Here is a 25790-nt window from a genome sequence, read left to right on the forward strand (position 1 = left end):
TCTTTGGTGATGATATACGCTGGCGTATATTTCCACTGTTCATTCCACCACAGAAACATTTTGTTGCCGGGTCAGTGGCCAAAAGCGCAGTGTTTACTGGAAAGATTCCATTAATACCTGAACCAGTTTTTCACCCTGCGGTGTCGCCCAGCTTCCTGCCAGCTCAGCAATCAGCTGGTTCGTTGTGGTAAGCGTGATGCCATTCTTATCCATACGGCGCAGGGCGATGTCGTCGGCCATTTTGGTTGGAGAAGCACCGGCGTCTGCAACAACCTGTACGTCAAACCCGGCTGCAACCAGCGACAGCGCCGGGTATACCGTACAGACGTCGTTAGTTACGCCCGCAATAATCAGTTTTTTTCTGCCGGTTGCGTGAACGGCGGCGGCAAAGTTCTCATCGTCCATGGCATTCACAATGCCCATGCGTTTGATTCGTGTTTCAAATTCTTCTGGCAGAATGGATTTCAGTTCTTCAAGCAGCGGCCCCTGCGCATATTCTTCCATGCTGGAGGTAAGCACCACCGGCATATACAGAATGGCGGCAGATTTAGCCAGCATCAGTGCATTGCGTTTAAGTTCGTCAAACGCCATCGATTTAGCCCAGCCCATCGTACCGACCTGATGGTCAATCAACAGCATGGCGGCATTGTCAGCGGTGAATTTTTCAAAGCTCATATAGGTAATCCTCTTTTGTGGTTAACTGACTGAGATAGCTAGTATTTATCAGAGTTTGTGCAGATATCTCCTGCGAATGACTAAAGTATAGTTCTGTTAATTTTTGGTATAAATAGCTAAAATCAGAATTGAATATTCCATCAATGGCACAATGAATATGGAACTTCTTAACCACATGTCCTACTTTGTCGAGGTCGTCAAAGCGCGCAGTTTTCGTGGCGCAGCTCAGGCTCTCGGCATGCCGAACTCCACGCTGTCCCGCAAAATAAATGAGCTTGAAAAGTTTATCGGCCTCAGGCTGTTACACCGGACGACGCGCAAGATTGAGCTGACTGAAGCGGGGCAGATCTATTACGAACGAAGCCGTCGCATCATTGATGAAGCGCGTCTGGCACATGAGCAGCTCGGTTCTCTCCTGGCTCAGCCACAGGGCATGCTGCGGGTCTCTTTGCCTGCCGATTTTGCGGTAGTTATTCTCGCACCGCTCATCAAAGCGTTTTCGGACTGCCATCCGGGGATAAGCTTCGATTTTGATTTAACACCGAGAAATGTCGATTTAGTTTCGGAACCCTATGATCTGGCTATTCGCATGGGAAGTTTGCCTGATTCCGGTCTTATTGCGCGAAAGCTCGGCTCGCTCCCTCGAAGCCTCTATGCCTCCCCGGCGTATTTACGTCGCAACGGCACGCCCGACAATCCTGATGAACTGACACATCATGAATGTATTGCTATGCGCCAGGATAAGCCCGGCCACTGGTTATTACAGCGTAAAGAAGATGAAATTAGCATCACGCCGACCGGACGTTTTCAGATGAACAGCATTGGTATGATGCGTCGTTTTGCCGAGATGGGCGCCGGCATTGCAATCCTGCCGGATAAAATTGTCGAGGAAGAGGTTATCGATAATAAACTGACACGGGTTTTGCCTGACTGGCAGGCAGAAGAGGTCACCATTTATGCGCTGACTGAGACGCGTTTGTTACCTGCAAAAACTCAGGTATTCATTGAATTTCTGCGCGAGAAATTAAGCGAAAAAACGGACTGAGAGAGAACAGTCTACTTTTTTGCTTAATCTGAACCGAATCGCACAAACGGGAAGACGTCTCGCTGTACTAACCTGCACTATCTCCGTCAACGTTTCATGGATTGCCAATACAGGAGCAGGTTGAATGTTGCGAGGTAAAAGAGCGGTTGTCACCGGAGGTGGCAGTGGGTTTGGTCAGGCATTGGTTGTCTGGCTGGCTCGCGAAGGGGTTGACGTGGAATTTTGCGCGCGGCGGCCAGAAGATATTCAGACAACCTGCGGTATCGTCTCAGCAGAAGGCGGGAAGGCAAGGGGCTATGTCTGTGATTTAACCCATGCGGCATCCATAGAAGAGTTCGCAGGGCTAATAACAAATGCAGATGCACCGGTCGATATCCTTATTCTCAACGCCGCACAATGGTTGTCCGGGGAATTAGAGGATCAACCCGCATCAGAATGCATTGCTACCATTAGCTCTGGTCTTACAGGCTCGATTTTACTCACTCAGGCTTTACTTCCCTACTTAAGACGTTCCAGCTCGGCTGATATTATTTCCATCATCTCAGCATGTGGTATTCCTGGCTTTACAGATTCAATTGCACATCCGGCATTTTTTGCGAGTAAGCATGGTCTGAGCGGTTTTACGCAGACGCTGTCACACCAGCTTGCAAAGGAGAATATTCGCGTCACCGGTCTGTATCCACCCGATTTTGAAATGACCGATTTAAATGAACTGCCGAATGGCACGGTTAAAATGGGTGAGGCGTTGTTGAACGGGCGTTCAATCTGGGAAGCGGTACGTTTTGTATTGATACAGCCCCGAAGCTGCCATGTGAGTACCCTCTATTTTCAGGGACCTACGCGGGAGAATGTAGTACGCCGAAACGGATAATCCCAGGTTGTCATCTGTCTCTGCTTTTCATTTATAACTTCATGCATTTTACTTTTCGCAGACCTGGCTGCGGGTGCCAGGCGCGGATATCAGCGTCATTTTGCAGCAGTAAACACAGCTGAACCTTCAAGTATTTCAATGATCAAATCGGCTGGAAAGATGATTTCAGTGGTCTGTCTCAGCTCTTCGATTGTCCACCAGTGGTGCTCGCGAATGACGTTCTTTTCATTGCTGCTCCATCCTGAGCGGTCGATATCTGATTGATCTGCATGAATAATAAAAAAACGCTCTTCGGCGAGAACAGTCTCCCCACTCGGCAGCATCATTTCGAAGGTTCGGGAGGCTATCTGCGGACCTGCTGAGTCTCTTGTCAGGCCCGTCTCTTCACGTAATTCGCGCAACGCAGCCTGCTCGAAAGATTCATTGTGCTCAAGCCCTCCACCAGGCGTTGCCCAGTAGGTCTTTCCACGCAGAGCGTCATCGTTATGGCAGAAGCAAAAGAGCAAAACGCGATTCTCAGGCGAAAGAACGATTAACCGGGATGACGGGCGAGTGCGCACAAAGCCTCCTGAAATAACGTGTTAATCCCAACAACTCATAAAATATAGTAGCTATACATCTACACTGAGTTACCAGGTAATACAGGTAGGACACTTTACAGGATAATCATTATGCACTCACATCCGTTACGTCAGATTATTGAATCTTGTGACAGAGCAATTTCCGCTAAAGACTTTGATTCTTTGATGGAGAATTACGCTGAAGATGCTGCTCTGGTGGTGAAGCCGGGATTAACCGTCACAGGTAAAGAGAATATCCGCAAAGCGTTTATCGCCATCTCTGACTATTTTCAGGATCAACTTATTGTTGAGCAGGGAGAGATGCAGGTGATCGAAGGAGGCGGCAATGCGCTCGTTATTATGGAAACTGTACTTCGCTTCCCTGATGGCAAGGGGGGAACGGTCGAAACCACACGTCGTGCGACCTATGTTTTCAGGCGGGAAACGGATGAGCGTTGGCTGTGTACAATCGATAATTCCTATGGCACCTCTCTGTTAGATCCTGAGACGGCCTGAAGAGAGGAGGGTAAAGTGAAGGGAAATCAGCCCTCTCGCCCTGGCAGATCTGCTATGAACGCCACCCGTCTGCAAAATGCGTACAGCGCGACGAATCAGAAAACCCTCGCGCTCTGGCGGGAAAACCCCGCTATCGGGGAAATCAGGAAAGAGCATTACTACGATCCTGACAAACTGGCGCTTGCAACGGGCATACAGCCGGTATTGCCCGAGCCTGTGGTATGCCTCATTCGCGAACTGGAGCAACGCACGGAGGGCGATCGACTGGCCGATGTTCTCCCTGTCAGTAGCGTCCATTTTACCTTTCTGCCTCTGACTCTGCCGCTGTATGAAGAAAAGGAGTCGCTGCCGGAAAAAACAGGGCAGTTAACCGATATCTGGCGTGAATATCAGGGAAAGCACATTGTGATCCGGCAGCTAAGGCTGGTGGCACTGCCCAGTCAATTGCTGCTGGCTGGTATCCCCGATGATCCCGCCATTGCCCTGCGCCAGTCATTCTGCGAGAGCGTTTTAAATTCCCAATGGAAAGATAAGCTGCTGCTGCGCCATACGGGCAGCCCTTTGCCCGCACCGTTCTGGCACAGCACGCTGTTGCGATATAGCGCAGCGTTTTTACCCACGGAACTGCGAGAGTTTTTTGTGCGGCATCAGGCGGTTGATTTCGGTGACGTTTCAGGAGCGTTGGCGTTAGCGAGAGTTAACTATAACTGGACTAAGTGCTTAATAAATGAGTTCGAATGATGTCAGTGGTTGAAAAATGTTTAACAACGAGCACTATCAGATTGCTGATATCAGGTTATCGCATTCGTTATCTCTGGCTGCTTTAATACCAGGTGACAGGAGTTTCAACGAGGATGAACGCCATGCTGCTGGAAAAGCTGGAAGCACTTGAATGCACTCTTCATGGGATCAAACGGAACGACCTTGAATGGCTTGAGCACATACTTCATCCTGAGTTCAAGGAAATTACACGCTCGGGCGTCCTGGTGACTAGTGAGGAGACGATAGCGTCTCTTATGGGTGAAGAATGTGTCCCGGCCATTCTCAGCAACGACTTTCGGCTCATCAGCATTCGCGAGGATTTCGCCATCTTGCATTACAGGACGTTTCATCCGGATGGTAGTCGCGTTTCCTTCGTTCATCGTGCTGGGCGCGTTCTGATAATGGGCAATGGAAGTTAGTTTTTCATCAGGGAACCCCGGAGCCGAAGAAAGTTTAGACGCGGAACAGTAAAGTCTGCTCTGTGCTAAGAGCAGCACTCAGGATGCTTTTTCATTTACTGTCATGATGAATGTGAGTGAACTTTTACCCCGGTTCTCATAGAAATGCGGGACGTCGGTTCTGGCCGTTGCTGAACAGCCGGTATTCACCGAATACAGGTGCTCCTGTACGCCAAGCGTAAGCGTCCCCTGTTGTACATAAAACAGTTCAAGCGTTCCCTGCGGGTGACTGGGTGAAGCAAATTTTTCCCCCGGCTGCATTTCCCACATCCACAGCTCTGTCATATCGGGACCGCCGGATCCTGCGAGCAGTCGTGCTCTTCCCCCTTTTTCGCCATTCCAAAGCTCAGGGATCTCATCTTCAGCGATGAGATGCACGGTCGGTTTGGAACTGACATCAACAAAATCCGCTACAGAAACGCCCATCGCAGCAGCCAGGCGGCATAGCAGGGCGATGCTGGGATTTGCCCTGCACCCCTCAATCTCAACCAGAGCGCCCTTACTGACGCCCGCCCGGCGGGACAGCTCATCGAGTGATATTTTCTTTTGCTTACGGTACAGCTTAATCCGCTGCGATACGGCTTCGTTAACGGTATTCACAATCGCATTTGCATCGGTCATTAAATTGACTTTTTTGGTCATTGGTCATTATCATGGAATAAATTGGTCATTACAGGATTATCACGTGTTCATTGTCTCTCCGTCAATTGCCCCAGAGGTTTATGGTATCGCCCCCGGTTTCCGGGCTCTGAGTATCTGTGTAGAGGCCGCCCCGGTACGTAACCCGCGCGTTGGTGAAATCGCTCTGCAAGCAGCCTGCGAAGCCGTTCTGGCTGGAACCCCGGCCTGGGCCGAAGCACATTTGGCCGCGTGGGCAGAAGTGTTTCAGGGATTTGGTGCCAGGCCAAAACGCACGCCGTGCTCAGCTGATGCGCTGCGTAAACGCGTTCTTCGCGACGGCGCAATGCCTGCTCTTGATCCGGTCGTGGATCTCTATAACGCCGTCAGTCTGAAGTATGCCGTTCCGGTTGGGGGAGAAAATATCGCTGCCTATCAGGGGGCGCCACGGCTGGTTGTGGCAAAAGGCACAGAACCTTTTGATACCGTCAAAGAGGGTGAACCCGCAGTTGAATATCCCTCGCAGGGAGAAGTTATCTGGTGCGATGATGCCGGAGTGACCTGCCGCCGCTGGAACTGGCGACAGGGGATCAGAACTCGCCTGAGTGCGGATGCGCTGCAAATGTGGTTCATTCTGGAAAGTCTGCCGCAGATGCCCCTGGAGAAGCTTCATGAAGCCGAGAAGATGCTGACAGACGGTCTTGAAGAAATGATGCCGGGTGTAAGGATTGACGTGGCTCTTATAGAAGATGCTAAACAGCCCGCTCCAGGTTTATGACATCCGTTTCGTCCTGACAGCGCGACCCCGTATAATGCCGCACAACTTTCCGTAATAACGACTGTGACCGCGCCTATGAATCTCAATCGCTTCTGCTACTTGCTCCTCATCGTTTCAGCGATCGGAAGCATGTTTACCGCCCATCCCATTGTCAGCTGGCTCCTGCTCGCCAATGTGCTTACGCTGGTGATGTATGGCGTGGATAAAACGGCGGCGCGCAAGGGCTGGCGCAGAGTGCCGGAATCCACATTGCTGGTGTTTGGCCTTGTGGGAGGATGGCCCGGCGCGATGGCGGGCCAACAACTCTTCCGCCATAAAACGCAAAAGCAGCCATTCAAAACCAGGTTCATCGTCACTGTGATTGTGAATGTCTCAGCGATGGTGGCGGTGTATCAGCTTTCCCATTTCGCGCTCGTTTGAAGCATAACCGTCAGTGCAGACGCTTATGCAGGCTCGCCCCGACCAGCAGCGCGGCGCACAGCATCAGCGCAATAAATCCTCCGACACCATTCCAGCCATAGTTGTGCCAGAACACGCCGCCGAGAGTCCCGGCGATGCTGGAGCCCAGGTAGTAGCTAAACAGATACAGGGATGACGCCTGGCCTTTGGCGCGACGGGCGCGCGGGCCGATCCAGCTGCTGGCGACGGAGTGCGCGGCGAAGAAACCAGCGGAGAAGAGCAGCATTCCGGCGAAAATGACCCACAGGGGAGAGAGCAGTGTCAGCAGCAGACCCGCGAGCATTACCCCTGTTGAAACCAGCATCACCGGCCCTCGACCGAAGCGTGCCGTCATCGCGCCTGCTTTCGGCGAGCTCCAGGTCCCGGTGAGATAGGCCACGGAGAGCAGGCCGACAAAGGCCTGGCTAAGATGCCATGGCGAGAGCATCAGGCGATAGCCAATATAGTTAAACAGGGTGACGAACGACCCCATCAGCAGGAAGCCCATCAGAAACAGACGCGGCAGACCCTGGTCGCGCCAGTGCAGGCGGAAGTTGATAAACAGCGTTTTTGGCCGCAGGGAAGTAGGGCGGAAATGGCGTGATGCCGGCAGGATACGCCAGAACATCAGCGCTGATGCCAGGGCAAAGCAGCCAATCACCGCAAGCGCGATGCGCCAGTTAAACAGATCCGTGAACACCCCGCTCAGCAGACGTCCGCTCATGCCGCCAATCGAATTCCCGCTGATGTACAACCCCATCGAGAAGGCAACAAAACTCGGGTGGATCTCTTCGCTGAGATAGGTCATTCCGACCGCCGCCACGCCGCTCAGGGACAGCCCAATCAGAGCGCGCATCACCAGGATCCCGTGCCAGCTGGTCATCATTGTCGAAAGCAAAGTACACACCGACGCGAGCAGCAGCGCGGTCACCATCACCGGTTTGCGTCCGATGGCGTCGGAGAGTGGGCCGGTAAACAGCAATCCGACCGCCAGCATCCCGGTTGAGATCGACAGGGAAATACTGCTGCTGGCGGGCGAGACGCCAAACTCATGAGAGAGAACCGGCAGGATCGGCTGCACGCAGTACAGCAGGGCGAAGGTCGCGAGGCCGGCGGAAAACAGCGCCAGCGTGACGCGCATAAATTGGGAAGTACCACGTTTGATAAACTGGTTCGGCGCGGGTGCTGCGGGTAAATCATCAATGTCGCTTGCCGGGGCGATATCAACGGTAGATGTACGACTCACACTCATTCCTTGCTTAAACATCCCCGTGATTTCTGGTGACGGGTATGACCACAAGATCAGAGTAGGAAATTGTAAATATTCTGTCTAATATATTAATAATCTCAAATGATACGTTAAACATATGAATATCGAGCTGCGCCATTTACGCTACTTTATCGCCGTTGCTGAAGAACTCCATTTTGGCCGGGCGGCCGCGCGGCTGAACATCTCCCAGCCGCCTCTGAGCCAGCAGATCCAAATCCTTGAGCAACAGGTTGGCGCACGTTTGCTGGCCCGTACCAACCGCAGCGTCAGCCTGACGGAGGCGGGAAGGCAGTTTCTGGCCGACAGCCGACAAATACTGAGTCTGGTCGATGACGCTGCCGCGCGCGCCGAACGTCTGCATCTGGGCGAAACGGGCGAACTGCGCATCGGATTTACCTCGTCGGCGCCGTTTATCAGCGCGGTGTCGGATACCCTGTCGTCGTTTCGCCGCCATTATCCCGATGTGCACATTCAGACGCGCGAGATCAATACGCGGGAGCAGATTGTCCCGTTGAATGAAGGTTCGCTGGATCTGGGGCTGATGCGCAACACCCATCTGCCCGATACTCTGGCCTGGGAAGTGATCCTGCGCGAGCCGCTGCTGGCGATGATTCCTCGCGATCATCCGCTGGCCGAACTGGACTCAGTAACGCTTGCCCAGCTGGCGCAGGAACCCTTTGTCTTTTTCGACCCTCACGTCGGGACTGGCTTATACGACGACATTCTGGGCCTGATGCGCCGCTACGGGCAGGCGCCGGTGATCACCCAGGAGGTGGGCGAGGCGATGACGATAATCGGTTTAGTCGCGGCGGGGCTGGGGGTATCGATTCTTCCGGCGTCATTTAAACGCGTGCAGCTTAGCGAAATGCGCTGGGTGGCGATCGCTGAAGAGGATGCCGTCTCTGAGATGTGGCTGGTGTGGCCAAAACACCATGAACAGAGCCATGCGGCACAGCGTTTCAAAAACCAGCTGATTGCAGCCTCAAAGCGGCCAATAATGGCCTGAAAAAGGGCGAAAAATGTGCGGCAAATCACATGGCTAAGTTTAAATTTGACGATTGCCTGCGAAGTGCTTCACCATAGCCCAAAGTTTATTTCGAAGCGCGAAAATAAGGATGTAAGAGGTGGTTGCTGATAGTCAGCCAGGACATATTGATCAAATTAAGCAGACCAATGCGGGTGCGGTGTATCGCCTGATTGATCAGCTTGGCCCGGTCTCGCGTATCGATCTTTCCCGACTGGCGCAGTTGGCGCCAGCCAGTATTACCAAAATAGTGCGTGAAATGCTGGAAGCGCATCTGGTTCAGGAGACGGAAATCCAGGAGCCGGGCAGCCGTGGCCGTCCGGCGGTGGGGCTGGTGGTGGAAACCGAAGCCTGGCACTACCTGTCGATTCGCATCAGCCGCGCGGAAGTGATTCTTGCCCTGCGCGATCTGAGCAGCAAGCTGGTGGTCGAGGACCGTCTGGAACTGCCGCTCCAGTCAGAGCAAACCCTGCTTGAACGCATCATTGCCCATATCGATCAGTTTTTTATTCGCCATCAGCAAAAGCTGGAGCGGTTGACGTCCATTGCGATCACCCTGCCGGGAATTATTGATACGGAAAATGGAATCGTCCATCGCATGCCGTTTTATGACGACGTCAAAGACATGCCGCTGGGTGAAGTGCTAGAGAATCACACCGGCGTACCGGTCTACATTCAGCATGACATCAGCGCCTGGACGATGGCCGAGGCGCTGTTTGGTGCCTCTCGCGGCGCGCGTGACGTGATTCAGGTGGTGATTGACCACAACGTTGGGGCGGGCGTGATTACCGATGGCCGCCTGTTACATGCCGGGAGCAGCAGCCTGGTGGAAATTGGTCACACGCAGGTCGATCCCTACGGCAAGCGTTGCTACTGCGGCAACCACGGCTGCCTCGAAACCATTGCCAGCGTCGAAAGCGTGATGGAGTTGGCGCAACTGCGTCTTAGCCAGTCGATGAGCTCGTCGCTGCACGGCCAGCCGCTGACCGTCGAGTCTTTGTGCGGCGCGGCGCGGCAGGGCGATCTGCTGGCGAAAGACATCATTACCGGTGTGGGCAATAACGTCGGGCGTATTCTGGCGATTATGGTGAATCTCTTTAATCCGCAAAAAATCCTGATTGGCTCGCCTCTGAATCAGGCCGCCGAGATCCTGTTCCCGGCGATTTCTGACTGCATTCGTCAGCAATCCCTTCCGGCCTACAGTAAAAATATGGTGGTCGAGAGCACGCAGTTTTCCAATCAAGGCACCATGGCCGGGGCCGCGCTGGTGAAAGATGCCATGTATAACGGTTCGCTATTGATCCGCCTGCTGCAGGGATAACTCTTTTTCGCTGATCTCATAAAAATTGCGCTATCTCAATCTGGACCGACGGCGCATACCTTAGACTCACTCCACTGAATTATTTACTTAGTTTATATTTTCAAAGCATATGCCCAAAAGGTGGAGTGAGTGATGCTTAAGCGTTTCTTTGTAACGGGTACTGATACTTCTGTCGGTAAGACGGTGGTGTCCCGCGCTTTGCTGCAGGCCCTGGCGGCAGGCGGTAAAAGTGTGGCAGGGTATAAACCGGTCGCGAAAGGAAGTAAAGAGACGCCAGAAGGACTACGCAATAAAGATGCGCTGGTGCTGCAAAGTGTCTCAAGCCTTGAGCTGCCTTATCAGGCCATCAACCCGATCGCGCTGAGTGAAGACGAAAGTAGCGTCGCACACAGCGGTCTTATCAATTATTCCCTGTTGTCCAACGGGCTGGCGAACCTCAGCGATAGCGTCGATCACGTGGTGATCGAAGGCACCGGCGGCTGGCGCAGCCTGATGAACGATCTGCGTCCGTTATCGGAGTGGGTGGTGCAGGAACAATTGCCGGTGCTGATGGTTGTCGGCATTCAGGAAGGGTGCATTAACCACGCGTTGCTGACCGCGCAGGCCATTGCTAACGATGGTTTGCCGCTGATTGGTTGGGTCGCTAACCGCATCAACCCCGGTCTTGCCCATTACGCTGAAATCATCGACGTATTGAGCAAAAAACTGCAGGGGCCGCTTGGGGGTGAACTGCCGTATCTGCCGCGCGCTGAGCAGCGCGATCTGGCGCGTTACATCGATCTGTCGATGCTGGACAGCACCTTTTCCGTTGAGAAGGTCGTCGCGTAACACCGAAACCGGGCAGCAGTCCTGACTGCCCGGCTATTATCCGCAGTATTTACGTGTCGCTGTGAATATTCAGTGCACGACGGGTTCGTCCTGAACTCAGATACTCCGCAATATAATCCTGCGAAATCTCACCGTTATAACCACCCTCTTCATCCACAATCGGCATCCAGCTGGTGTTGCTCTCATACAGACGCGACAGAACAACGCGCAGGTTGTCTTCCGCTTTGCCCGTCATTCGGAACGGATGCAGCATGTCTGCGCAAGAGCCAGTGGCGTGACGCGCTTCGCGGCGCTTCACAAAGCCCAGCGGTTTGCCGTTGCCATCCACTACGGTGATCGCGCGGATGTCGTTGTCATCCATGGTGGCAAACGCCTCCGGCAGGGGGGTGGATTCGCGCACGGTGATCGTCGGCTGTTGATCCGTAACGTCACCCGCCGACACCAGCAGCAGGCGTTTCAGGGTGCGGTCCTGGCCGACGAAAGAGCCAACAAATTCATTCGCCGGTTTTGCCAGCAGTTCATCGGGGCTGGCGCACTGCACAATACGGCCCTGACGGAACACGGCGATACGGTCGCCGAGCTTCAGCGCTTCGTCAATATCGTGGCTGACCAGCATCACCGTCTTTTTCAGCTTGCGCTGCATCTCCAGGAACTGGTTCTGGATCACCTCACGGTTGATCGGGTCTACCGCACCGAAAGGTTCATCCATCAGCAGCACCGGAGGATCCGCCGCCAGGGCGCGAATCACGCCGATACGCTGCTGCTGGCCGCCAGACATTTCGCGCGGGTAGCGGTTGAGGAATTTATGCGGGTCCATCGCCACCATATCCATCAGCTCTTCAGCACGCGCTTTGCTGCGTGCCTTATCCCAGCCCAGCATGCGCGGCACCACGGTGATGTTCTCTTCGATGGTCATGTTCGGGAACAGACCAATCTGCTGGATCACGTAACCGATATTGCGACGCAGGGTGACGGTATCCATCTCGTTAGTATTTTCGCCGTTAATCAGAATAGTGCCGCTGCTTGGGGTAATCAGGCGGTTAATCATCTTCAGCGTGGTGGTTTTACCGCACCCTGACGGCCCCAGCAGGACACACATTTCCCCTTCAGGAACATTCAGGTTAACGTTGTCGACGGCCTTAAAGGTCTGGCCATTTTTCTGTGAAAATTGTTTGGTGAGGTTTTCCAGTTTTATCATTATCGAATCCCCTTCGGAGTCAGCACGACCTGCAGGCGATGGAGCAGCCAGTCGAGCACAATAGCTAAAAGACAAATCATTAAGGCACCGGCAATCAACATGCGAATGTCGCTCCCGCCGATACCGTTCAGCAACAGCAGCCCCAGACCACCCGCGCCAATCACGGCGGCGATAGCCATGACGCCGATATTCATCACCACGGCAGTACGAATGCCGCCGAAAATCACCGGCAGGGCCATTGGGATCTCCACCCAGCGCAGGCGCTGCCAGAAGGTCATGCCGATTCCGCGTCCGGCTTCACGCAGACCAGGCGGCAGGCTGTCGAGCGCGGTGTGGGTGTTACGCACAATCGGCAGCAGCGAGTAAAGGAATACAGCGGTAACGGCGGGCAGGGCGCCAATACCCTGACCGATCAGCGAAAAGAGCGGAATCATCAGGCCGAAAAGGGCAATCGACGGAATGGTCAGAACAATGGTCGCGATGCCCAGCACCGGCGTCGCCAGCCATTTATGGCGCACGATTAAAATGCCCAGCGGCACGCCGGTCACGATCGCCAGTCCGACGGCTAATGCCACCAGCCACAGGTGCTGAAAGGTGAGGGTTAATAAATAATCCCAGTTATCAATAATGTAGTGAATCGTCTCCATAGCGCCTCCTTACAGCAGCTGCTTGCTACGCAGGAAATCACGGGCGACCTGCTGCGGTGACTGATGGTCGATATCAACCTTTTTATTCAGCTCGGTGATAACGTCGTTATTAAGCTGGCCGGAGAGGGTATTGAGCGCCTCTTCCAGACCGGGGTTGGCCGCGAGGGTGTCTTTGCGCACCACCGGCGTGACCGCATAGCTCGGGAAGAAGCCTTTATCATCTTCCAGCACTTTCAGATCGAAACCTTTTACGCGCCCGTCAGTGGTGTAGATAAGGCCCGCATCGACAAAACCGTCGCGCACGGCGTTATACACCAGGCCGGGGTCCATCTGGCGAATTTGCGGACGGTCCAGTTCCATCTGATAGGCTTCCTGCAGCGGCTTCATGCCATCGCTGCGCCCGGCGAATTCCAGGTCTAAGCCCAGCAGCCAGTTGTTGTCCGGATCGGTTTTGCGGATCTGCTCAATTTTGGCCACCATCTCGGACATCGTATTGATGTGCTCGGTTTCGGCGCGTTTACGTTGCATGGCGAACGCGTAGGTGTTGTTCATATCCGCCGGTTTAAGCCACACCAGGCCGTGTTTCGCGTCCAGGCGTTTCACCGTGTCGTAGGACTCCTGCGGCGACATGCGTTTGTTGATGTGGTTAAAGATAATCAGCGACGTCCCGGTGTACTCCCACGTCATATCAATCTGCTTGTTGATCATCGCATTCCGGGAAATGACCGTCGCGATATTGGTTTGCGGCTGAACCTGAAACCCTTTCTTTTGCAGATACTGTACGGTCATGGCAGATAAAATATGCTGCTCGGTAAAGCTCTTGGTCGCCAGAATCAGCGGTGCGGCCTGGGCCTGGCTGACCAACAGCGCGGCGGTAAACAGGGCCGCCAGGCGTGAAGACAGTCTCATACTTGCTCCTTGTTATTGTTATCGTGCGATATGTGGGCTCATCAGGCGGCCCAGTGCAGCCAAAAGCGTATCCAGAATCAGCGCGAAGAGCGCCGTGGCCGCCGCACCCAGAATCAGGGTCGGGAAATCGTTCAGATAGATGCCAGGGAAAATCAGCTCGCCGTAGCTGCTGGCACCGATCAGGAAGGCCAGCGGTGCGGTACCGACGTTGATCGCCGTGGCGATGCGGATGCCGGAGAGCATCACCGGCCAGGCGTTAGGGATCTCCACCTGACGCAGGCGCTGCCATTTGGTCATCCCGATACCGTTAGCGGCTTCGAGCAGTGAGGCGGGAACCGAGCACAATCCGGCATAGGTGTTACGCACAATCGGCAGCAGCGACGCCAGGAACAGGGCGATAATCGCCGGTTTGTCACCGATGCCGAGTACCACCATCGCCAGGGCCAGAACCGCCAGCGGCGGCAGGGTGTTGCCGACGTTAAAGATTTGCATCACGTATTCGGCGGTGCCACGCGCGGCCGGACGGCTCAGTAATATTCCGCTCGGGATCCCGACTAACAGGGCAAAGAACATGGAAGAGAAAACTAAAATCAGGTGCTGCTGACCGAGATACAGCAGGTCAACCTGGCGCGCTTTGATCGTATCCAGCCCAATTCCCCAGGCGAGGAGAGCGAGAACTGCAATAATCGCGCCGATGAAAAGCAGCGTACGTGTCAGTAATGATGAGTGCATTGCGGTGTGTCTCCCTGTGCGCATGCGTTATAGCAACCCATTGATTGCCTGTTGTTATGCCATGTTTCGGCAGGGGTACATGACCTATAGCAAGCGATTGGGAAGGGTTCCAGCGGCAGAGAAAATCAGTTCGGGGAAGATGGCAATGTAAACAGGGTGTTACGCCTTATGGAGTAAGGCCTCAGGGGATGCGGGCAGAATAGTCCTAAAGGTAAAACGTGTGAAGTGACACCGTCACAAATGAGGGGTTTCGCACGGCAGGAGAAGTGCCGTGCGAAGAGACGATTAGCGATACAACGGTTTGTCGGCGACCGGGATCAACAGGGAGGATTGCCAGCTGGCCAGCGTCTGGCGGGCAAGCTGAGCAAGGCCGACGTAAAACGGATGACCGGCTTCTTCAATGAACACCGTCAAAAAGCGCTGGCTCCACGGCAGCAAATGCCATGCCAGGAGTTGATCGCGCTCGGCGTCGCGTCCATTTTCGGCAAGCCAGGCGGCCAGCATCAGCAGCGTGCCGAAATGGTCTTCCGGCTCGTTTTGCTGTACCTCGAAAGCGATGGCGTTTTCCCGCATCCACTGGCGCAGGGCCAGCGTCGAATCGCCAAACAGCACCGATTCACGATCGAGCCACACGGAACCCCATGGCGGCGCATGCAACGCCCACGGGCCGATGAACAGACGCTGCCAGGCATCCGCCAGCGGCTCGTCGGTGGTGGTGCGCAAGGTCTCAGCGATGGGCCGTAAATCGTCCTGCGCCAGCGGCCAGTCCAGGTGCCAGTCGCTGGTGGTCAGCGCTGACACCAGCGGAGCGGCCTGCTCGCTGTCGGGTGAGAAATAAAACAAGGCTCCCAACACCCGGGCACTCAGTGCGAAAGATTCGCGCGGTAACACTTCATTCATAACAACGTTCCTTTAAACCTTCTCGATCTGCACCAGGTTGGTGTGCTGCGGGTTGCCTTTCGCCAGCGGCGACGGGCGGTGTGTGGTCAGGGTATTGATGCACGAACCGTGATCGACACGATCCCCGCTCATATTCGCATCGTGCCATGCGCCCTGGCCCATCGCGCTGACGCCAGGCATGATGCGCGGCGTCACTTTTACCGGAATACGCACCTCGCCACGGGCGTTAAACACCCGCACCAGATCGCCATTTTTAATGCCGCGCTGATCGGCATCGACCGGGTTAAGCCACACTTCCTGACGGCAGGCGGCCTGTAAGATATCAATATTGCCGTAGCTGGAGTGGGTGCGAGCCTTAAAGTGGAAACCAAACAACTGCAGCGGGAACTTGCTGCGCTCCGGAGCGTCCCAGCCGTCAAAGGTTGATGCGTACACCGGCAACGGACTGATGGTTTCGTCTTTTTCCAGCTCCCAGCTGCTGGCAATTTTCGCCAGCTGGCTCGAGTAGATCTCAATTTTGCCCGACGGCGTTTTCAGCGGATTGGCCTGCGGGTCGTCACGGAATTGCTTGTACGCCACAAAGTGGCCGTTCGGATCTTTGCGCTTGTAAATGCCCATCTCTTTGAGGGCGTCGTAGGAGGGCAGCTGTGGATCTTTCTCAAGCATTTTCGCGTACAGCAGTTTTAACCACTCCTCCTGCGTACGCCCTTCGGTGAACTGCTGATAGACATCCGGACCCAGGCGCTTCGCTACTTCGCTCATGATCCAGTAGATCGGTTTACGCTCAAATTTCGGCGCGGTGACGGGCTGGAGGAAAATCAGATAGCCCATGTTACCCGCGTAGTCGTTAGGAATAATATCTTCCTGTTCGACGGTCATCAGATCGGGCAGCAGAATATCGGCGTATTTCGCCGACGAGGTCATAAAGTTATCGATCACCACAATGGTTTCGCACAGGCTTTCGTCCTGCAAAATATCGTGGGTTTTGTTGATATCGGAATGCTGGTTGGTGATGGTGTTCCCGGCATAGTTCCAGATGAATTTAATCGGCACATCCAGCTTATCTTTGCCGCGCACACCGTCGCGGGTGGCGGTCATCTCAGGGCCACGCACAATGGCATCGGTCCAGCTGAAGCAGGAGATCTGGGTTTTGACCGGGTTATCCGGGAGCGGCATCCGTTCAATGGTGATGGTGTAGGTGGATTCACGGGCACCGCTGTTACCGCCGTTGATCCCGACGTTGCCGGTCAGAATGGGCAGCATGGCGATGGCGCGGGATGTCAGCTCGCCGTTGGCCTGACGCTGTGGTCCCCACCCCTGGCAGATATATGCCGGTTTCGTGCTGCCGATTTCCCGGGCGAGTTTGATGATTCTGTCGGCGGGAATACCGGTGATGCGTGACGCCCATTGCGGCGTTTTGGCCGTACCGTCTTCGCCCTGGCCGAGAATATAGGCTTTGTAGTGGCCGTTTGCGGGCGCATCGGCGGGCAGCGTTTTTTCGTCGTAGCCGACGCAATAGGTGTCGAGGAAGGGCTGATCGACCAGGTTTTCGTCGATTAACACCCAGGCGATACCCGCGACCAGCGCGGCGTCGGTGCCTGGGCGGATTGGAATCCACTCATCTTCGCGTCCTGCGGCGGTATCGGTATAGCGCGGATCGATGACGATCATGCGCGCATTTGAGCGTTCACGCGCCTGTTCCAGAAAATAGGTGATCCCGCCGCCGCTCATACGCGTTTCCGCCGGATTGTTGCCAAACATCACCACCAGTTTGGTGTTTTCGATATCCGAGGTGCTATTGCCGTCGTTGGAGCCGTAGGTGTAAGGCATGGCACAGGCGATTTGCGCGGTGCTGTAGGTGCCGTAGTGGCTGAGAAATCCGCCGTAGCAGTTCATCAATCGCGCCACCAGCGAGGCATACGGCGAGGAGCGGGTAATGTTGCCGCCGACGATGCCGGAGGAGTAGTTGATATACACGGCTTCGTTGCCGTATTTCTCCACCACGCCTTTCAGACTGCGGGTGATCGTATCAAGGGCTTCATCCCAGCTGATACGCTCAAACTTGCCTTCACCGCGCTTGCCGACGCGCTTCATTGGGTAGTTAAGACGGTCGGGATGGTTGATTCTGCGGCGGATCGAGCGGCCACGTAAACAGGCGCGCACCTGATGATTGCCGTAGATATCCTCGCCGGTGTTGTCAGTTTCGACCCAGTAAACCTCGTCGTCGCGGACGTGTAATCGCAGGGCGCAGCGGCTGCCACAATTCACTGAACAGGCGCCCCAGACCACTTTATCCGCGGCAGGCTGTACCGCCTGTTGTACGGCAGCAGCGGCACTTTTCAGGCCGAAGGGTAGTGAAATCCCTCCGGCAGCGAGCGCCAGAGAGCCAATTGCAGTGGATTTAACGAGAGTTCGACGGCTGATCCCGCCGTGATGTTCGATATCGGACATGACTCACTCCATCTTTGTCATTGCGTAGGGTTTTACCCGCGATAAGAACCGGGGTAATGATGGAGTGAGTTTTACCTATTCAGGGGTAATAAACATTAATCCTTATCAAGCTAAGGGAATTCCCGCAGATAAATTACTGCGGTTCGTTCGGCGCATTGTCTTGCGTCCCCGCGCCACCCGCAGGTGCGCTGCTGCTGCCGGTACGGGTGTAGAGAATTTTAAAGGTATCGTTCGCGCAATGTCCCACCACCTGCGCATCCGCCTGGTCGGCCTGATCGTTTGGCACAATGTTCAGGCTAAAACCGGATTCAGGCACGCCGTTATTGATAATGCGTTGCTGAATATCACTTTTCACGCGCTCGCACGAGTCGGGGGCGGCCAGAACAGCAGGGGAAATGCCTGCTAACAGCAGCGCGGTAATCCAGGGTAACCGTTTCATGTGTGGCTCCTTCTCTCTGTGTGTGAGTCTTATTTTAGCAGGCATAATGTAAATAGTTGTATTGCCGCGAAATTTTCTGAAAAATCCGAGAGCGAATTAAATTCTGGTTAAGTGCGCGATGTGATTATTTAAGCGAGCGATGAGTAGCCTTCTAATAAATCCATTCGTTGGCCATATTCCTGTACATTATTTATTTGAATGTGGATTTTAATTTCCAGCGTCGTCAATGAAAATAAAATTGAGCAAGTGGCTTATTTAATTATGCCCGTTAGGCTTATTGGCTGACGTTTCATTTTAATTCTGTACTTTTAAATTTTACGGAACAGGAGAAATAAAATGTTAAGCCAAAAAAGTTTGACGGAAAAAGAGCGTCAGGATGGAATGTATGTGTTAGAGCAGTGCATGGGATTTGTCTGGCAGGCTGCCCTGCGTACCGCTGCGTTATTACGGGTTGCGGATCATCTTAAAGACGAAGATAAAACCGCAGAGCAGCTCGCGCACGAGCTGAATGTCGATGCCGGCTATCTGTATCGGGTCATGCGAACCCTGGCCTCTCGCGAGGTGTTTAGCCAGACTGACGATGGTCTGTTTACCCTGACCCCCGCCGCACAGTTTTTGCGGTCTGACACCCCATACTCCTTGCGCGAAGCCGTGCTGATGTTAACGGATAAAACCCTCTGGCAGCCCGCCGGGGAGATGACGGATATCGTGAAAGGCAGGCCGGTCTTTAACGAATTATTTGGCATGCCGTTTTATGAGTACTGGGGGACGAAAAAAACACCGTCAGGCGACGACGGTTTTCATGCCGGGATGGCCTCGATGTCGAGCGTCGAAAACGACATGCTGGCCGATAATTATCATTTCCCGGAAAATGCCACGGTGGTTGATATAGCCGGTGGGCTGGGGAATCTTTTATTGACGGTTTTGCGACGCAATCCCACTCTGCACGGTATTTTATTTGATCGCGATAACGTAGTTAGCGAAAACAGTTTGCATTTATTAGGCAATAAATCCCGCTGGGAAACCATTGCAGGGAGTTTTTTCGAAGCCTGCCCGGTAGCTGATATTTATATGCTGAAATATATTTTGATGGACTGGCCAGACGAAAAAGCCAGTCAGATATTACATACCTGTCGTAAAGCGATGAAAGCCAGTTCCCGTTTATTAATTCTGGAGCCGCTGATCAAAGAGCAAGATAACGAGCAGGGAAGGTATGAAATTGATCTTCTCTTGCTGTCGGGTTTCGACGGCGGACGTGCTCGTACGGAGAAAGAGTATGCAGACTTGTTAGGTCACGCCGGGCTGAAGATAAACCGGGTGATCCACACACCGTCCTATTTATCCATCGTGGAGGCGGTACCGGCCTGACGCGTCGCCGGGTTCACAAATGTCATCATTGCTGCTGTGTTTCGCTAAAAAGTAACCCTCTGTATTTGCTAATATGTGAGGTAATAATGTTCACGCATCGGTGAGAATGTGAAGAAACTAGCAGTAATGATTGCGCTGACAGGCGTGCTGGCGGGGTGCGATAACGCCTCCGCGCCGCTGTCGTTTACGCCGGAGATGGCCAGCTTTTCGAACGAATTTGATTTTGATCCCCTGCGCGGGCCGGTAAAAGACTTCACCCAGACGCTGTTCAATGAGAAAGGGGAAGTGAGTAAACGCGTCACAGGATCGCTCTCGCAGGAGGGGTGTTTCGATACCCTGGAGTTGCACGATCTGGACGCGAACACCGGCGTGGCGCTGGTGCTGGACGCCAATTTTTATCTGGATGCAGAAACCCAGCAGCAAAAAATAAAGCTGCAGGGGAAATGCCAGCTGGCTGAGCTGCCCTCGGCGGGCGTGACATGGGACACAGACGATAACGGATTTATTGTCACCGCACACGGCAAGGCGATGGAAGTGAAGTACCGCTACGACGCTGACGGCTATCCGCTGGGTAAAACCACGGTGTCTGGCGATCAGCATCTGTCGGTGTCAGCCACGCCGTCGAATGATAAGCGCAAAAAACTCGATTACTCTGCCGTCAGCCTGCTTAACGACAAACCGCTTGGGTCGGTGAAACAGAGCTGTGATTACGATCGCCACAATAACCCGGTAAGTTGCGAATTACATATTGTGGATGACAGCGTGAAACCGGCGGTGGCGCACAAGTACACCATTAAAAACAGTATTGAATATTACTGACTGGCAGGCGTTTAAGCCGGGTGGGGCGAAGCCGCTACCCGGCTTAAACGCGTCACTGTGCGGTGGGTTTCAGAAGCTGGCTTCCGGTCGCTCTGTGTTCTGCCAGGTAGCGATCCTGGAAAATACACATGCGAATGGTGTTGCGGTACTCGCCGTTGATAAAGAACTCGTGAATCAGTTCGCCTTCAACCATAAACCCGAGTTTACGGTAAATATGGATGGCTTTTTCATTCTCTTTATCGACGATCAGATACAGCTTATACAGGTTGAGCACCGTAAATCCGTAATCCATCGCCAGTTTCGCCGCACGGGTGGCAAGGCCTTTCCCCTGGTATTCCGGCGAAATAATGATCTGAAACTCCGCCCGGCGGTGGACGTGGTTAATCTCAACCAGTTCGACCAGACCGGCTTTTTCTCCGTCGCACTCGACAACGAAACGGCGCTCGCTCTGGTCGTGAATATGTTTATCGTACAGATCCGACAGCTCAACAAACGCCTCGTAAGGCTCTTCGAACCAGTAACGCATGACGCTGGCGTTATTATCGAGCTGGTGAACGAAGCGCAAATCCTCACGCTCCAGCGGTCTGAGTTTTACCGTTAACGGGCTGGCCATAATCATCCTTTCTGGCTGTCGAAATTAAGGCGCGACCGAACGACCGGTACGACGATCCAGGCAGCGCAGGGTATTCGGTTCCCAGTAAGCATTCACGTTCGCGCTTTGCTGGCATTTATCACGCATATCAAAAGCGACATCATCTTTGTCCCACTCTTTTTCAACGCGTTTATTAACTTTATGGCGAAGACTGCGGGTGTCATTCCATTGTTCTTTATCCATTGCGGCATTCTGACGGCTCTGCGCGCTGTCACCCGACTCAATGATCAGTTTGCTGGTGTTGGCGGAGGCGGGGGCCGTAAAGGCGAACGCCGTCAGGGAGAGCATGGCCGCCAGACAGAAGCGATTGCGTAATGTACTCATTGCATGTTCCTTGTAGTGGGTTTACCCAGGGTCAATTCTACACCAATCTGAAAAGGTGGCATACCCACGCGGCAGGCAGGGTAATGGTCGCGCCATTATCGCGTATCATGGTTAAACCTATTCTCACTCACTCGTCAAAATGATTAAAACAACCTTACTTTTCTTTGCGACCGCGCTGTGCGAAATCCTCGGCTGCTTCCTGCCGTACCTGTGGCTGAAACGCGGGGCATCGGTATTGCTGTTACTTCCGGCGGGGATCGCGCTGGCGCTGTTTGTCTGGCTATTGACGTTACATCCGGCGGCCAGCGGGCGCGTGTATGCCGCTTACGGCGGTGTTTATGTCTGCACGGCGCTTGTCTGGCTGCGGGTGGTCGATGGCGTGAAGCTCAGCGCCTACGACTGGGCAGGCGCGCTGATTGCACTGTGTGGGATGTTGATCATCGTGGCAGGCTGGGGGCGCACATAAGCGCCTTTGTTTTGTGATCTGTGGAAGATTTTTTGATCACTATACTTGTATGGTAGTTGCGTAATTAAGTAAGTTCCTTGCATCACACTGAGCGATGTAAGGAACTGGATCATGAAAATTGTCGGGGCCGAAGTCTTTGTCACCTGCCCGGGTCGTAATTTTGTCACCCTTAAAATCACCACGGACGACGGGATCGTCGGCCTGGGTGATGCCACCTTAAATGGACGCGAGCTTTCTGTTGCCTCCTATCTGAAAGATCACCTTTGCCCGCAACTGATTGGCCGCGATGCGCACCGCATCGAAGATATCTGGCAGTTCTTCTATAAAGGCGCCTACTGGCGGCGCGGGCCAGTCACCATGTCGGCGATTTCTGCTGTCGATATGGCCCTGTGGGATATCAAAGCCAAAGCCGCCGGTATGCCGCTGTATCAGCTGCTGGGCGGTGCGTCGCGCGAAGGTGTCATGGTTTATTGCCATACCACCGGGCAGACCATCGATGATGTGCTGGAAGATTACGCGCGTCACAAAGAGATGGGTTTCAAGGCGATCCGCGTGCAGTGCGGCGTTCCGGGCATGAAAACCACCTACGGCATGGCGAAAGGGAAAGGGCTGGCCTACGAACCGGCGACCAAGGGCGACTGGCCTGAAGAGCAGCTGTGGTCCACGGAAAAATACCTCGATTTCACGCCTAAACTGTTCGACGCCGTGCGCAACCAGTTCGGCTTTAACGAGCATCTGCTGCATGACATGCATCACCGCCTGACCCCCATCGAGGCGGCCCGTTTCGGCAAGAGCATCGAACAGTACCGCATGTTCTGGATGGAAGATCCGACGCCCGCCGAAAACCAGGAGTGCTTCCGCCTTATCCGCCAGCACACGGTCACACCGATTGCAGTCGGGGAGGTGTTCAACAGTATCTGGGACTGCAAACAGCTGATCGAAGAGCAGCTGATCGATTACATCCGCACCACCATTACCCACGCGGGCGGGATCACCGGGATGCGCCGGATTGCCGATTTCGCCTCGCTTTATCAGGTGCGCACCGGCTCGCACGGCCCGTCCGATCTGTCGCCGATTTGCCACGCCGCCGCGCTGCATTTCGACCTGTGGGTGCCGAACTTTGGCGTTCAGGAGTACATGGGCTATTCCGAGCAAATGTTGGAGGTCTTCCCGCACAGCTGGAGCTTCGATAACGGCTATATGCATCCGGGCGATAAGCCGGGTCTCGGCATTGAGTTTGATGAAAAACTGGCCGCGAAATATCCGTACGACCCGGCGTATCTGCCGGTCGCCCGCCTGGAAGATGGCACCTTGTGGAACTGGTAAGTTGAGATCGGGAGTCCGTATGACAACTGAAACTATCAATACAGAAAGTTTAACCAAGCCTGCGCGGATTAAAAAAATCCAGACCCTCACTCTGGTGCTGTTATTCCTGGCAGGGATTGTCAATTTTCTGGATCGCTCCTCACTGAGCGTGGCCGGTGAAGCCATTCGCGGTGACATGGGGCTGTCGGCAACAGAATTTGGCTTTTTGCTTTCCGCATTTTCACTTTCGTACGGACTGGCGCAACTGCCTTCCGGCATATTGCTCGATCGCTACGGGCCACGACTGGTGTTGGGCGCAGGCGTAATCTTCTGGTCATTGATGCAGGCCCTCACCGGCATGGTGAACTCCTTTAGCCATTTTATCCTGCTGCGTATTGGCTTAGGGATCGGCGAAGCGCCCTTTATGCCTGCCGGGGTGAAATCCATCACCGACTGGTATGTGCAAAAAGAGCGGGGGACCGCGCTGGGGATTTTTAACTCCTCAACGGTTCTGGGGCAGGCCATTGCGCCACCGATCCTGGTGACAATGCAAATCCTGTGGGGCTGGCGGGCCATGTTCGTGATCATTGGTCTGCTGGGGGTGATAGTCGGCGTTTGCTGGTACGCCTGGTATCGCAACCGCGCGCAGTTCGCTTTCCAGCCGGAAGAACGCGAATACCTTTCCGCGCCGGTAAAACCGCGCCCAACGTTACGTTTTAGCGAATGGAGTGCGTTGTTCAAACGCCGCACCACCTGGGGAATGATTTTAGGGTTCTCTGGCGTGAACTACACCGGCTGGTTGTATATCGCCTGGCTGCCCGGCTATCTGCAGGCCCAGCAGGGCTTTAGCCTGGCAAAGACCGGCTGGGTTTCGGCGATCCCGTTCCTGGCGGCAGCCGTCGGGATGTGGGTCAACGGACTGGTGGTCGATGCACTTGCCAAAAAAGGCTATGACCTCGCCAAAACGCGCAAAACGGCGATTGTGGTGGGATTGATCCTGTCGGCTTTAGGCACTCTGCTGGTCGTGCAATCGTCGTCCCCGGCGGAAGCCGTCACCTTTATTTCGTTAGCCCTGTTTTGCGTCCACTTTGCCGGAACCTCCGCGTGGGGCCTGGTGCAGGTGATGGTCGCTGAAAGCAAAGTCGCCTCCGTTGCCGCCATCCAGAACTTCGGCAGCTTTGTTTTTGCCTCGTTCGCGCCGGTCGTGACCGGCTGGATCGTCGATAAAACGCATTCCTTTAATCTCGCCCTGGTGGTCGCGGCCTGCGTCACCTTTGTTGGGGCGATGTGTTATCTCTTTATTGTTAAACACAGGATTGATTAATTTCTTAATAACAACGCGTTATGTAAGAAAGGGATCGGTCAGGAGCAACCATGAAAAGCATCGTTATTCAAAAACCGAATGAGCTGTTGATCGAAGAGCGTCCGTTGCCCGTTCCGGCACCGGGCGAAGTCCGCGTCAAAATCACCTTAGCCGGGATTTGCGGCTCCGACAGCCATATTTATCGCGGTCACAATCCGTTTGCGAAATACCCGCGTGTCATTGGCCACGAATTCTTTGGCGTGATTGACGCAGTCGGAGAGGGCGTGGAAAAAGCGCGTCTCGGGCAACGCGTATCCGTGGACCCGGTGATCAGCTGCGGAGAGTGTTGGCCTTGCTCAGTCGGCAAACCGAATGTCTGCACGTCGCTGGTGGTTTTGGGTGTGCATCGTGACGGCGGATTCAGCGAATATGCCGTGGTTCCGGCGAAAAATGCGTGGACCATTCCGGATACGATTTCCGATCGCCACGCGGTGATGGTGGAGCCTTTCACCATTGCGGCCAACGTCACCGGGCACGCTCAGCCGACGGACAAGGACATCGCCCTGATTTACGGTGCCGGTCCGATGGGACTGGTGACCGTTCAGGCGCTCAAAAGCGTCTATAACGTGAAACAGGTTATCGTCGTCGATCGCATCGATGAACGGCTTGAGATGGCTAAACGCAGCGGTGCGGACTGGGTGTTCAACAACGCGGAGCAGTCCTTGCAGGCGGCACTGCATGAGAAGGGGATAAAACCGACGTTAATCATCGATGCCGCCTGCCATCCGACGATATTGCAGGAGGCGGTCACCCTCGCGTCACCGGGTGGTCGCATCGTGCTGATGGGCTTCTCCAGCGACCCGAGCCAGGTAACTCAGCAGGGTATTACCGGCAAAGAGCTGTCGATATTCTCATCTCGCCTGAATGCCAACAAATTCCCGGTGGTCATCGACTGGCTGGAAAAGGGGCTGATCGACCCGGAAAAACTGATTACCCACACTTTTGACTATCACCACGTGACAGACGCCATCGAACTGTTTGAGAAAGACCAGCGGCAGTGCTGCAAAGTCTTGCTGACGTTCGGCCAATAACAACAAACGCGGTTAAGTGGTA

The 25790-nt window shown here is 54.3% G+C and carries 29 protein-coding genes; 16 read left to right on the forward strand and 13 right to left on the reverse strand.

The window, feature by feature from the left end; translation table 11 throughout:
• Window positions 1-93: 93 nt before the first annotated feature.
• Window positions 94-675, reverse strand: coding sequence for an isochorismatase family protein (locus tag ACB496_RS09655; RefSeq protein ID WP_371975051.1), 582 nt, complete (start codon window positions 673-675; stop codon window positions 94-96).
• A 157-nt stretch (window positions 676-832) separates the two neighbouring features.
• Between ACB496_RS09655 and ACB496_RS09660 the strand changes: the two genes are divergently transcribed.
• A complete protein-coding gene (locus tag ACB496_RS09660) occupies window positions 833-1720 on the forward strand; it encodes a LysR family transcriptional regulator (protein ID WP_371975052.1) in 888 nt (295 codons plus the stop codon).
• A 124-nt stretch (window positions 1721-1844) separates the two neighbouring features.
• Window positions 1845-2591, forward strand: a complete 747-nt coding sequence (locus ACB496_RS09665) for an SDR family oxidoreductase (RefSeq protein ID WP_371975053.1) — start codon at window positions 1845-1847, stop codon at window positions 2589-2591.
• A gap of 95 nt (window positions 2592-2686) precedes the next feature.
• On the opposite strand, the gene ACB496_RS09670 is transcribed toward ACB496_RS09665, so the two are convergent.
• Window positions 2687-3151 carry an NUDIX domain-containing protein gene (locus ACB496_RS09670; RefSeq protein ID WP_312153640.1) on the reverse strand — a complete coding sequence of 155 codons (465 nt, stop codon included), beginning with the start codon at window positions 3149-3151 and terminating at the stop codon, window positions 2687-2689.
• Window positions 3152-3262: 111 nt separating this feature from the next.
• On the opposite strand from ACB496_RS09670, the gene ACB496_RS09675 reads away from it, so the two are divergent.
• From ACB496_RS09675 to ACB496_RS09685, 3 genes are all read left to right on the forward strand, one after another.
• The gene (locus ACB496_RS09675; RefSeq protein ID WP_371975054.1) at window positions 3263-3667 is read left to right on the forward strand and encodes an SgcJ/EcaC family oxidoreductase; all 405 of its coding nucleotides are present in this window, start codon (window positions 3263-3265) and stop codon (window positions 3665-3667) included.
• Window positions 3668-3721: 54 nt separating this feature from the next.
• Window positions 3722-4408: a hypothetical protein gene (locus ACB496_RS09680; protein WP_371975055.1), complete on the forward strand. Its 687-nt coding sequence runs from the start codon at window positions 3722-3724 to the stop codon at window positions 4406-4408.
• 113 nt (window positions 4409-4521) lie between these two features.
• Window positions 4522-4848: a DUF4440 domain-containing protein gene (locus ACB496_RS09685; protein ID WP_371975056.1), complete on the forward strand. Its 327-nt coding sequence runs from the start codon at window positions 4522-4524 to the stop codon at window positions 4846-4848.
• Between the two features lie 78 nt (window positions 4849-4926).
• On the opposite strand, the gene ACB496_RS09690 is transcribed toward ACB496_RS09685, so the two are convergent.
• Window positions 4927-5529 carry a helix-turn-helix domain-containing protein gene (locus ACB496_RS09690; RefSeq protein WP_371975057.1) on the reverse strand — a complete coding sequence of 201 codons (603 nt, stop codon included), beginning with the start codon at window positions 5527-5529 and terminating at the stop codon, window positions 4927-4929.
• 43 nt (window positions 5530-5572) lie between these two features.
• Between ACB496_RS09690 and ACB496_RS09695 the strand changes: the two genes are divergently transcribed.
• Complete coding sequence (locus ACB496_RS09695) at window positions 5573-6283, forward strand: B3/4 domain-containing protein (RefSeq protein ID WP_371975058.1); 711 nt, start codon at window positions 5573-5575, stop codon at window positions 6281-6283.
• Window positions 6284-6358: 75 nt separating this feature from the next.
• Window positions 6359-6703 (forward strand): DUF1294 domain-containing protein, encoded by a 345-nt coding sequence (locus ACB496_RS09700; protein WP_371975059.1) that lies wholly within the window; start codon window positions 6359-6361, stop codon window positions 6701-6703.
• 10 nt (window positions 6704-6713) lie between these two features.
• Here the strand turns inward: ACB496_RS09700 and ACB496_RS09705 are convergent, their stop codons facing one another.
• Window positions 6714-7967 (reverse strand): MFS transporter, encoded by a 1254-nt coding sequence (locus ACB496_RS09705; protein WP_248860151.1) that lies wholly within the window; start codon window positions 7965-7967, stop codon window positions 6714-6716.
• Window positions 7968-8088: 121 nt separating this feature from the next.
• Here ACB496_RS09705 and ACB496_RS09710 point away from each other — a divergent pair, with 121 nt between their 5' ends.
• From ACB496_RS09710 to bioD, 3 genes are all read left to right on the forward strand, one after another.
• Window positions 8089-8997: a LysR family transcriptional regulator gene (locus tag ACB496_RS09710; protein ID WP_100780287.1), complete on the forward strand. Its 909-nt coding sequence runs from the start codon at window positions 8089-8091 to the stop codon at window positions 8995-8997.
• Between the two features lie 118 nt (window positions 8998-9115).
• Window positions 9116-10336: a sugar metabolism global transcriptional regulator Mlc gene (gene mlc / locus ACB496_RS09715; protein WP_100780286.1), complete on the forward strand. Its 1221-nt coding sequence runs from the start codon at window positions 9116-9118 to the stop codon at window positions 10334-10336.
• Window positions 10337-10468: 132 nt separating this feature from the next.
• On the forward strand, window positions 10469-11164 hold the full coding sequence (gene bioD / locus ACB496_RS09720) for a dethiobiotin synthase (RefSeq protein ID WP_371975060.1): 696 nt from the start codon (window positions 10469-10471) through the stop codon (window positions 11162-11164).
• Window positions 11165-11213: 49 nt separating this feature from the next.
• Here the strand turns inward: bioD and osmV are convergent, their stop codons facing one another.
• The 7 genes from osmV to ACB496_RS09755 form a co-directional block, all read right to left on the reverse strand.
• The gene (osmV, locus tag ACB496_RS09725) at window positions 11214-12362 is read right to left on the reverse strand and encodes an osmoprotectant ABC transporter ATP-binding protein OsmV (RefSeq protein WP_371975061.1); all 1149 of its coding nucleotides are present in this window, start codon (window positions 12360-12362) and stop codon (window positions 11214-11216) included.
• Window positions 12362-13009 carry an osmoprotectant ABC transporter permease OsmW gene (gene osmW / locus ACB496_RS09730; RefSeq protein WP_100780283.1) on the reverse strand — a complete coding sequence of 216 codons (648 nt, stop codon included), beginning with the start codon at window positions 13007-13009 and terminating at the stop codon, window positions 12362-12364. Before osmW ends, osmV begins: the two co-directional genes overlap by 1 nt.
• Before the next feature lie 9 nt (window positions 13010-13018).
• Entirely contained in the window at window positions 13019-13918 is a 900-nt protein-coding gene (osmX, locus tag ACB496_RS09735; RefSeq protein ID WP_371975062.1) for an osmoprotectant ABC transporter substrate-binding protein OsmX, read from the reverse strand.
• A gap of 18 nt (window positions 13919-13936) precedes the next feature.
• On the reverse strand, window positions 13937-14650 hold the full coding sequence (gene osmY / locus ACB496_RS09740; RefSeq protein ID WP_100780281.1) for an osmoprotectant ABC transporter permease OsmY: 714 nt from the start codon (window positions 14648-14650) through the stop codon (window positions 13937-13939).
• A 285-nt stretch (window positions 14651-14935) separates the two neighbouring features.
• Entirely contained in the window at window positions 14936-15550 is a 615-nt protein-coding gene (gene dmsD, locus ACB496_RS09745; protein ID WP_371975063.1) for a Tat proofreading chaperone DmsD, read from the reverse strand.
• Between the two features lie 12 nt (window positions 15551-15562).
• A complete protein-coding gene (gene ynfE, locus ACB496_RS09750) occupies window positions 15563-18001 on the reverse strand; it encodes a selenate/tellurate reductase subunit YnfE (RefSeq protein WP_129034842.1) in 2439 nt (812 codons plus the stop codon).
• Window positions 18002-18134: 133 nt separating this feature from the next.
• Window positions 18135-18440, reverse strand: a complete 306-nt coding sequence (locus ACB496_RS09755; protein ID WP_100780278.1) for a DUF1161 domain-containing protein — start codon at window positions 18438-18440, stop codon at window positions 18135-18137.
• A gap of 336 nt (window positions 18441-18776) precedes the next feature.
• On the opposite strand from ACB496_RS09755, the gene ACB496_RS09760 reads away from it, so the two are divergent.
• On the forward strand, window positions 18777-19808 hold the full coding sequence (locus tag ACB496_RS09760) for a methyltransferase (protein ID WP_371975064.1): 1032 nt from the start codon (window positions 18777-18779) through the stop codon (window positions 19806-19808).
• A gap of 126 nt (window positions 19809-19934) precedes the next feature.
• Window positions 19935-20627 (forward strand): YnfC family lipoprotein, encoded by a 693-nt coding sequence (locus tag ACB496_RS09765; RefSeq protein WP_228483289.1) that lies wholly within the window; start codon window positions 19935-19937, stop codon window positions 20625-20627.
• A 52-nt stretch (window positions 20628-20679) separates the two neighbouring features.
• On the opposite strand, the gene speG is transcribed toward ACB496_RS09765, so the two are convergent.
• Both speG and ACB496_RS09775 read right to left on the reverse strand, forming a co-directional pair.
• Window positions 20680-21240 carry a spermidine N1-acetyltransferase gene (gene speG / locus ACB496_RS09770; protein ID WP_100780275.1) on the reverse strand — a complete coding sequence of 187 codons (561 nt, stop codon included), beginning with the start codon at window positions 21238-21240 and terminating at the stop codon, window positions 20680-20682.
• A 24-nt stretch (window positions 21241-21264) separates the two neighbouring features.
• Window positions 21265-21603, reverse strand: a complete 339-nt coding sequence (locus ACB496_RS09775; RefSeq protein ID WP_371975065.1) for a DUF1283 family protein — start codon at window positions 21601-21603, stop codon at window positions 21265-21267.
• A gap of 139 nt (window positions 21604-21742) precedes the next feature.
• Between ACB496_RS09775 and ACB496_RS09780 the strand changes: the two genes are divergently transcribed.
• The 4 genes from ACB496_RS09780 (at window position 21743) to ACB496_RS09795 (ending at window position 25768) form a co-directional block, all read left to right on the forward strand.
• Window positions 21743-22069, forward strand: a complete 327-nt coding sequence (locus ACB496_RS09780; RefSeq protein WP_129034846.1) for a YnfA family protein — start codon at window positions 21743-21745, stop codon at window positions 22067-22069.
• 111 nt (window positions 22070-22180) lie between these two features.
• Complete coding sequence (rspA, locus tag ACB496_RS09785; RefSeq protein ID WP_371975066.1) at window positions 22181-23395, forward strand: starvation-sensing protein RspA; 1215 nt, start codon at window positions 22181-22183, stop codon at window positions 23393-23395.
• A gap of 19 nt (window positions 23396-23414) precedes the next feature.
• Complete coding sequence (locus ACB496_RS09790) at window positions 23415-24698, forward strand: MFS transporter (RefSeq protein ID WP_319418528.1); 1284 nt, start codon at window positions 23415-23417, stop codon at window positions 24696-24698.
• A 50-nt stretch (window positions 24699-24748) separates the two neighbouring features.
• Window positions 24749-25768 carry a Zn-dependent oxidoreductase gene (locus ACB496_RS09795; RefSeq protein ID WP_371975067.1) on the forward strand — a complete coding sequence of 340 codons (1020 nt, stop codon included), beginning with the start codon at window positions 24749-24751 and terminating at the stop codon, window positions 25766-25768.
• Window positions 25769-25790: the final 22 nt, after the last annotated feature.

Origin of the sequence: Lelliottia nimipressuralis, assembly GCF_041464075.1 — a bacterium.
In the GTDB taxonomy this organism is placed as follows: Bacteria; Pseudomonadota; Gammaproteobacteria; order Enterobacterales; family Enterobacteriaceae; genus Enterobacter; species Enterobacter nimipressuralis.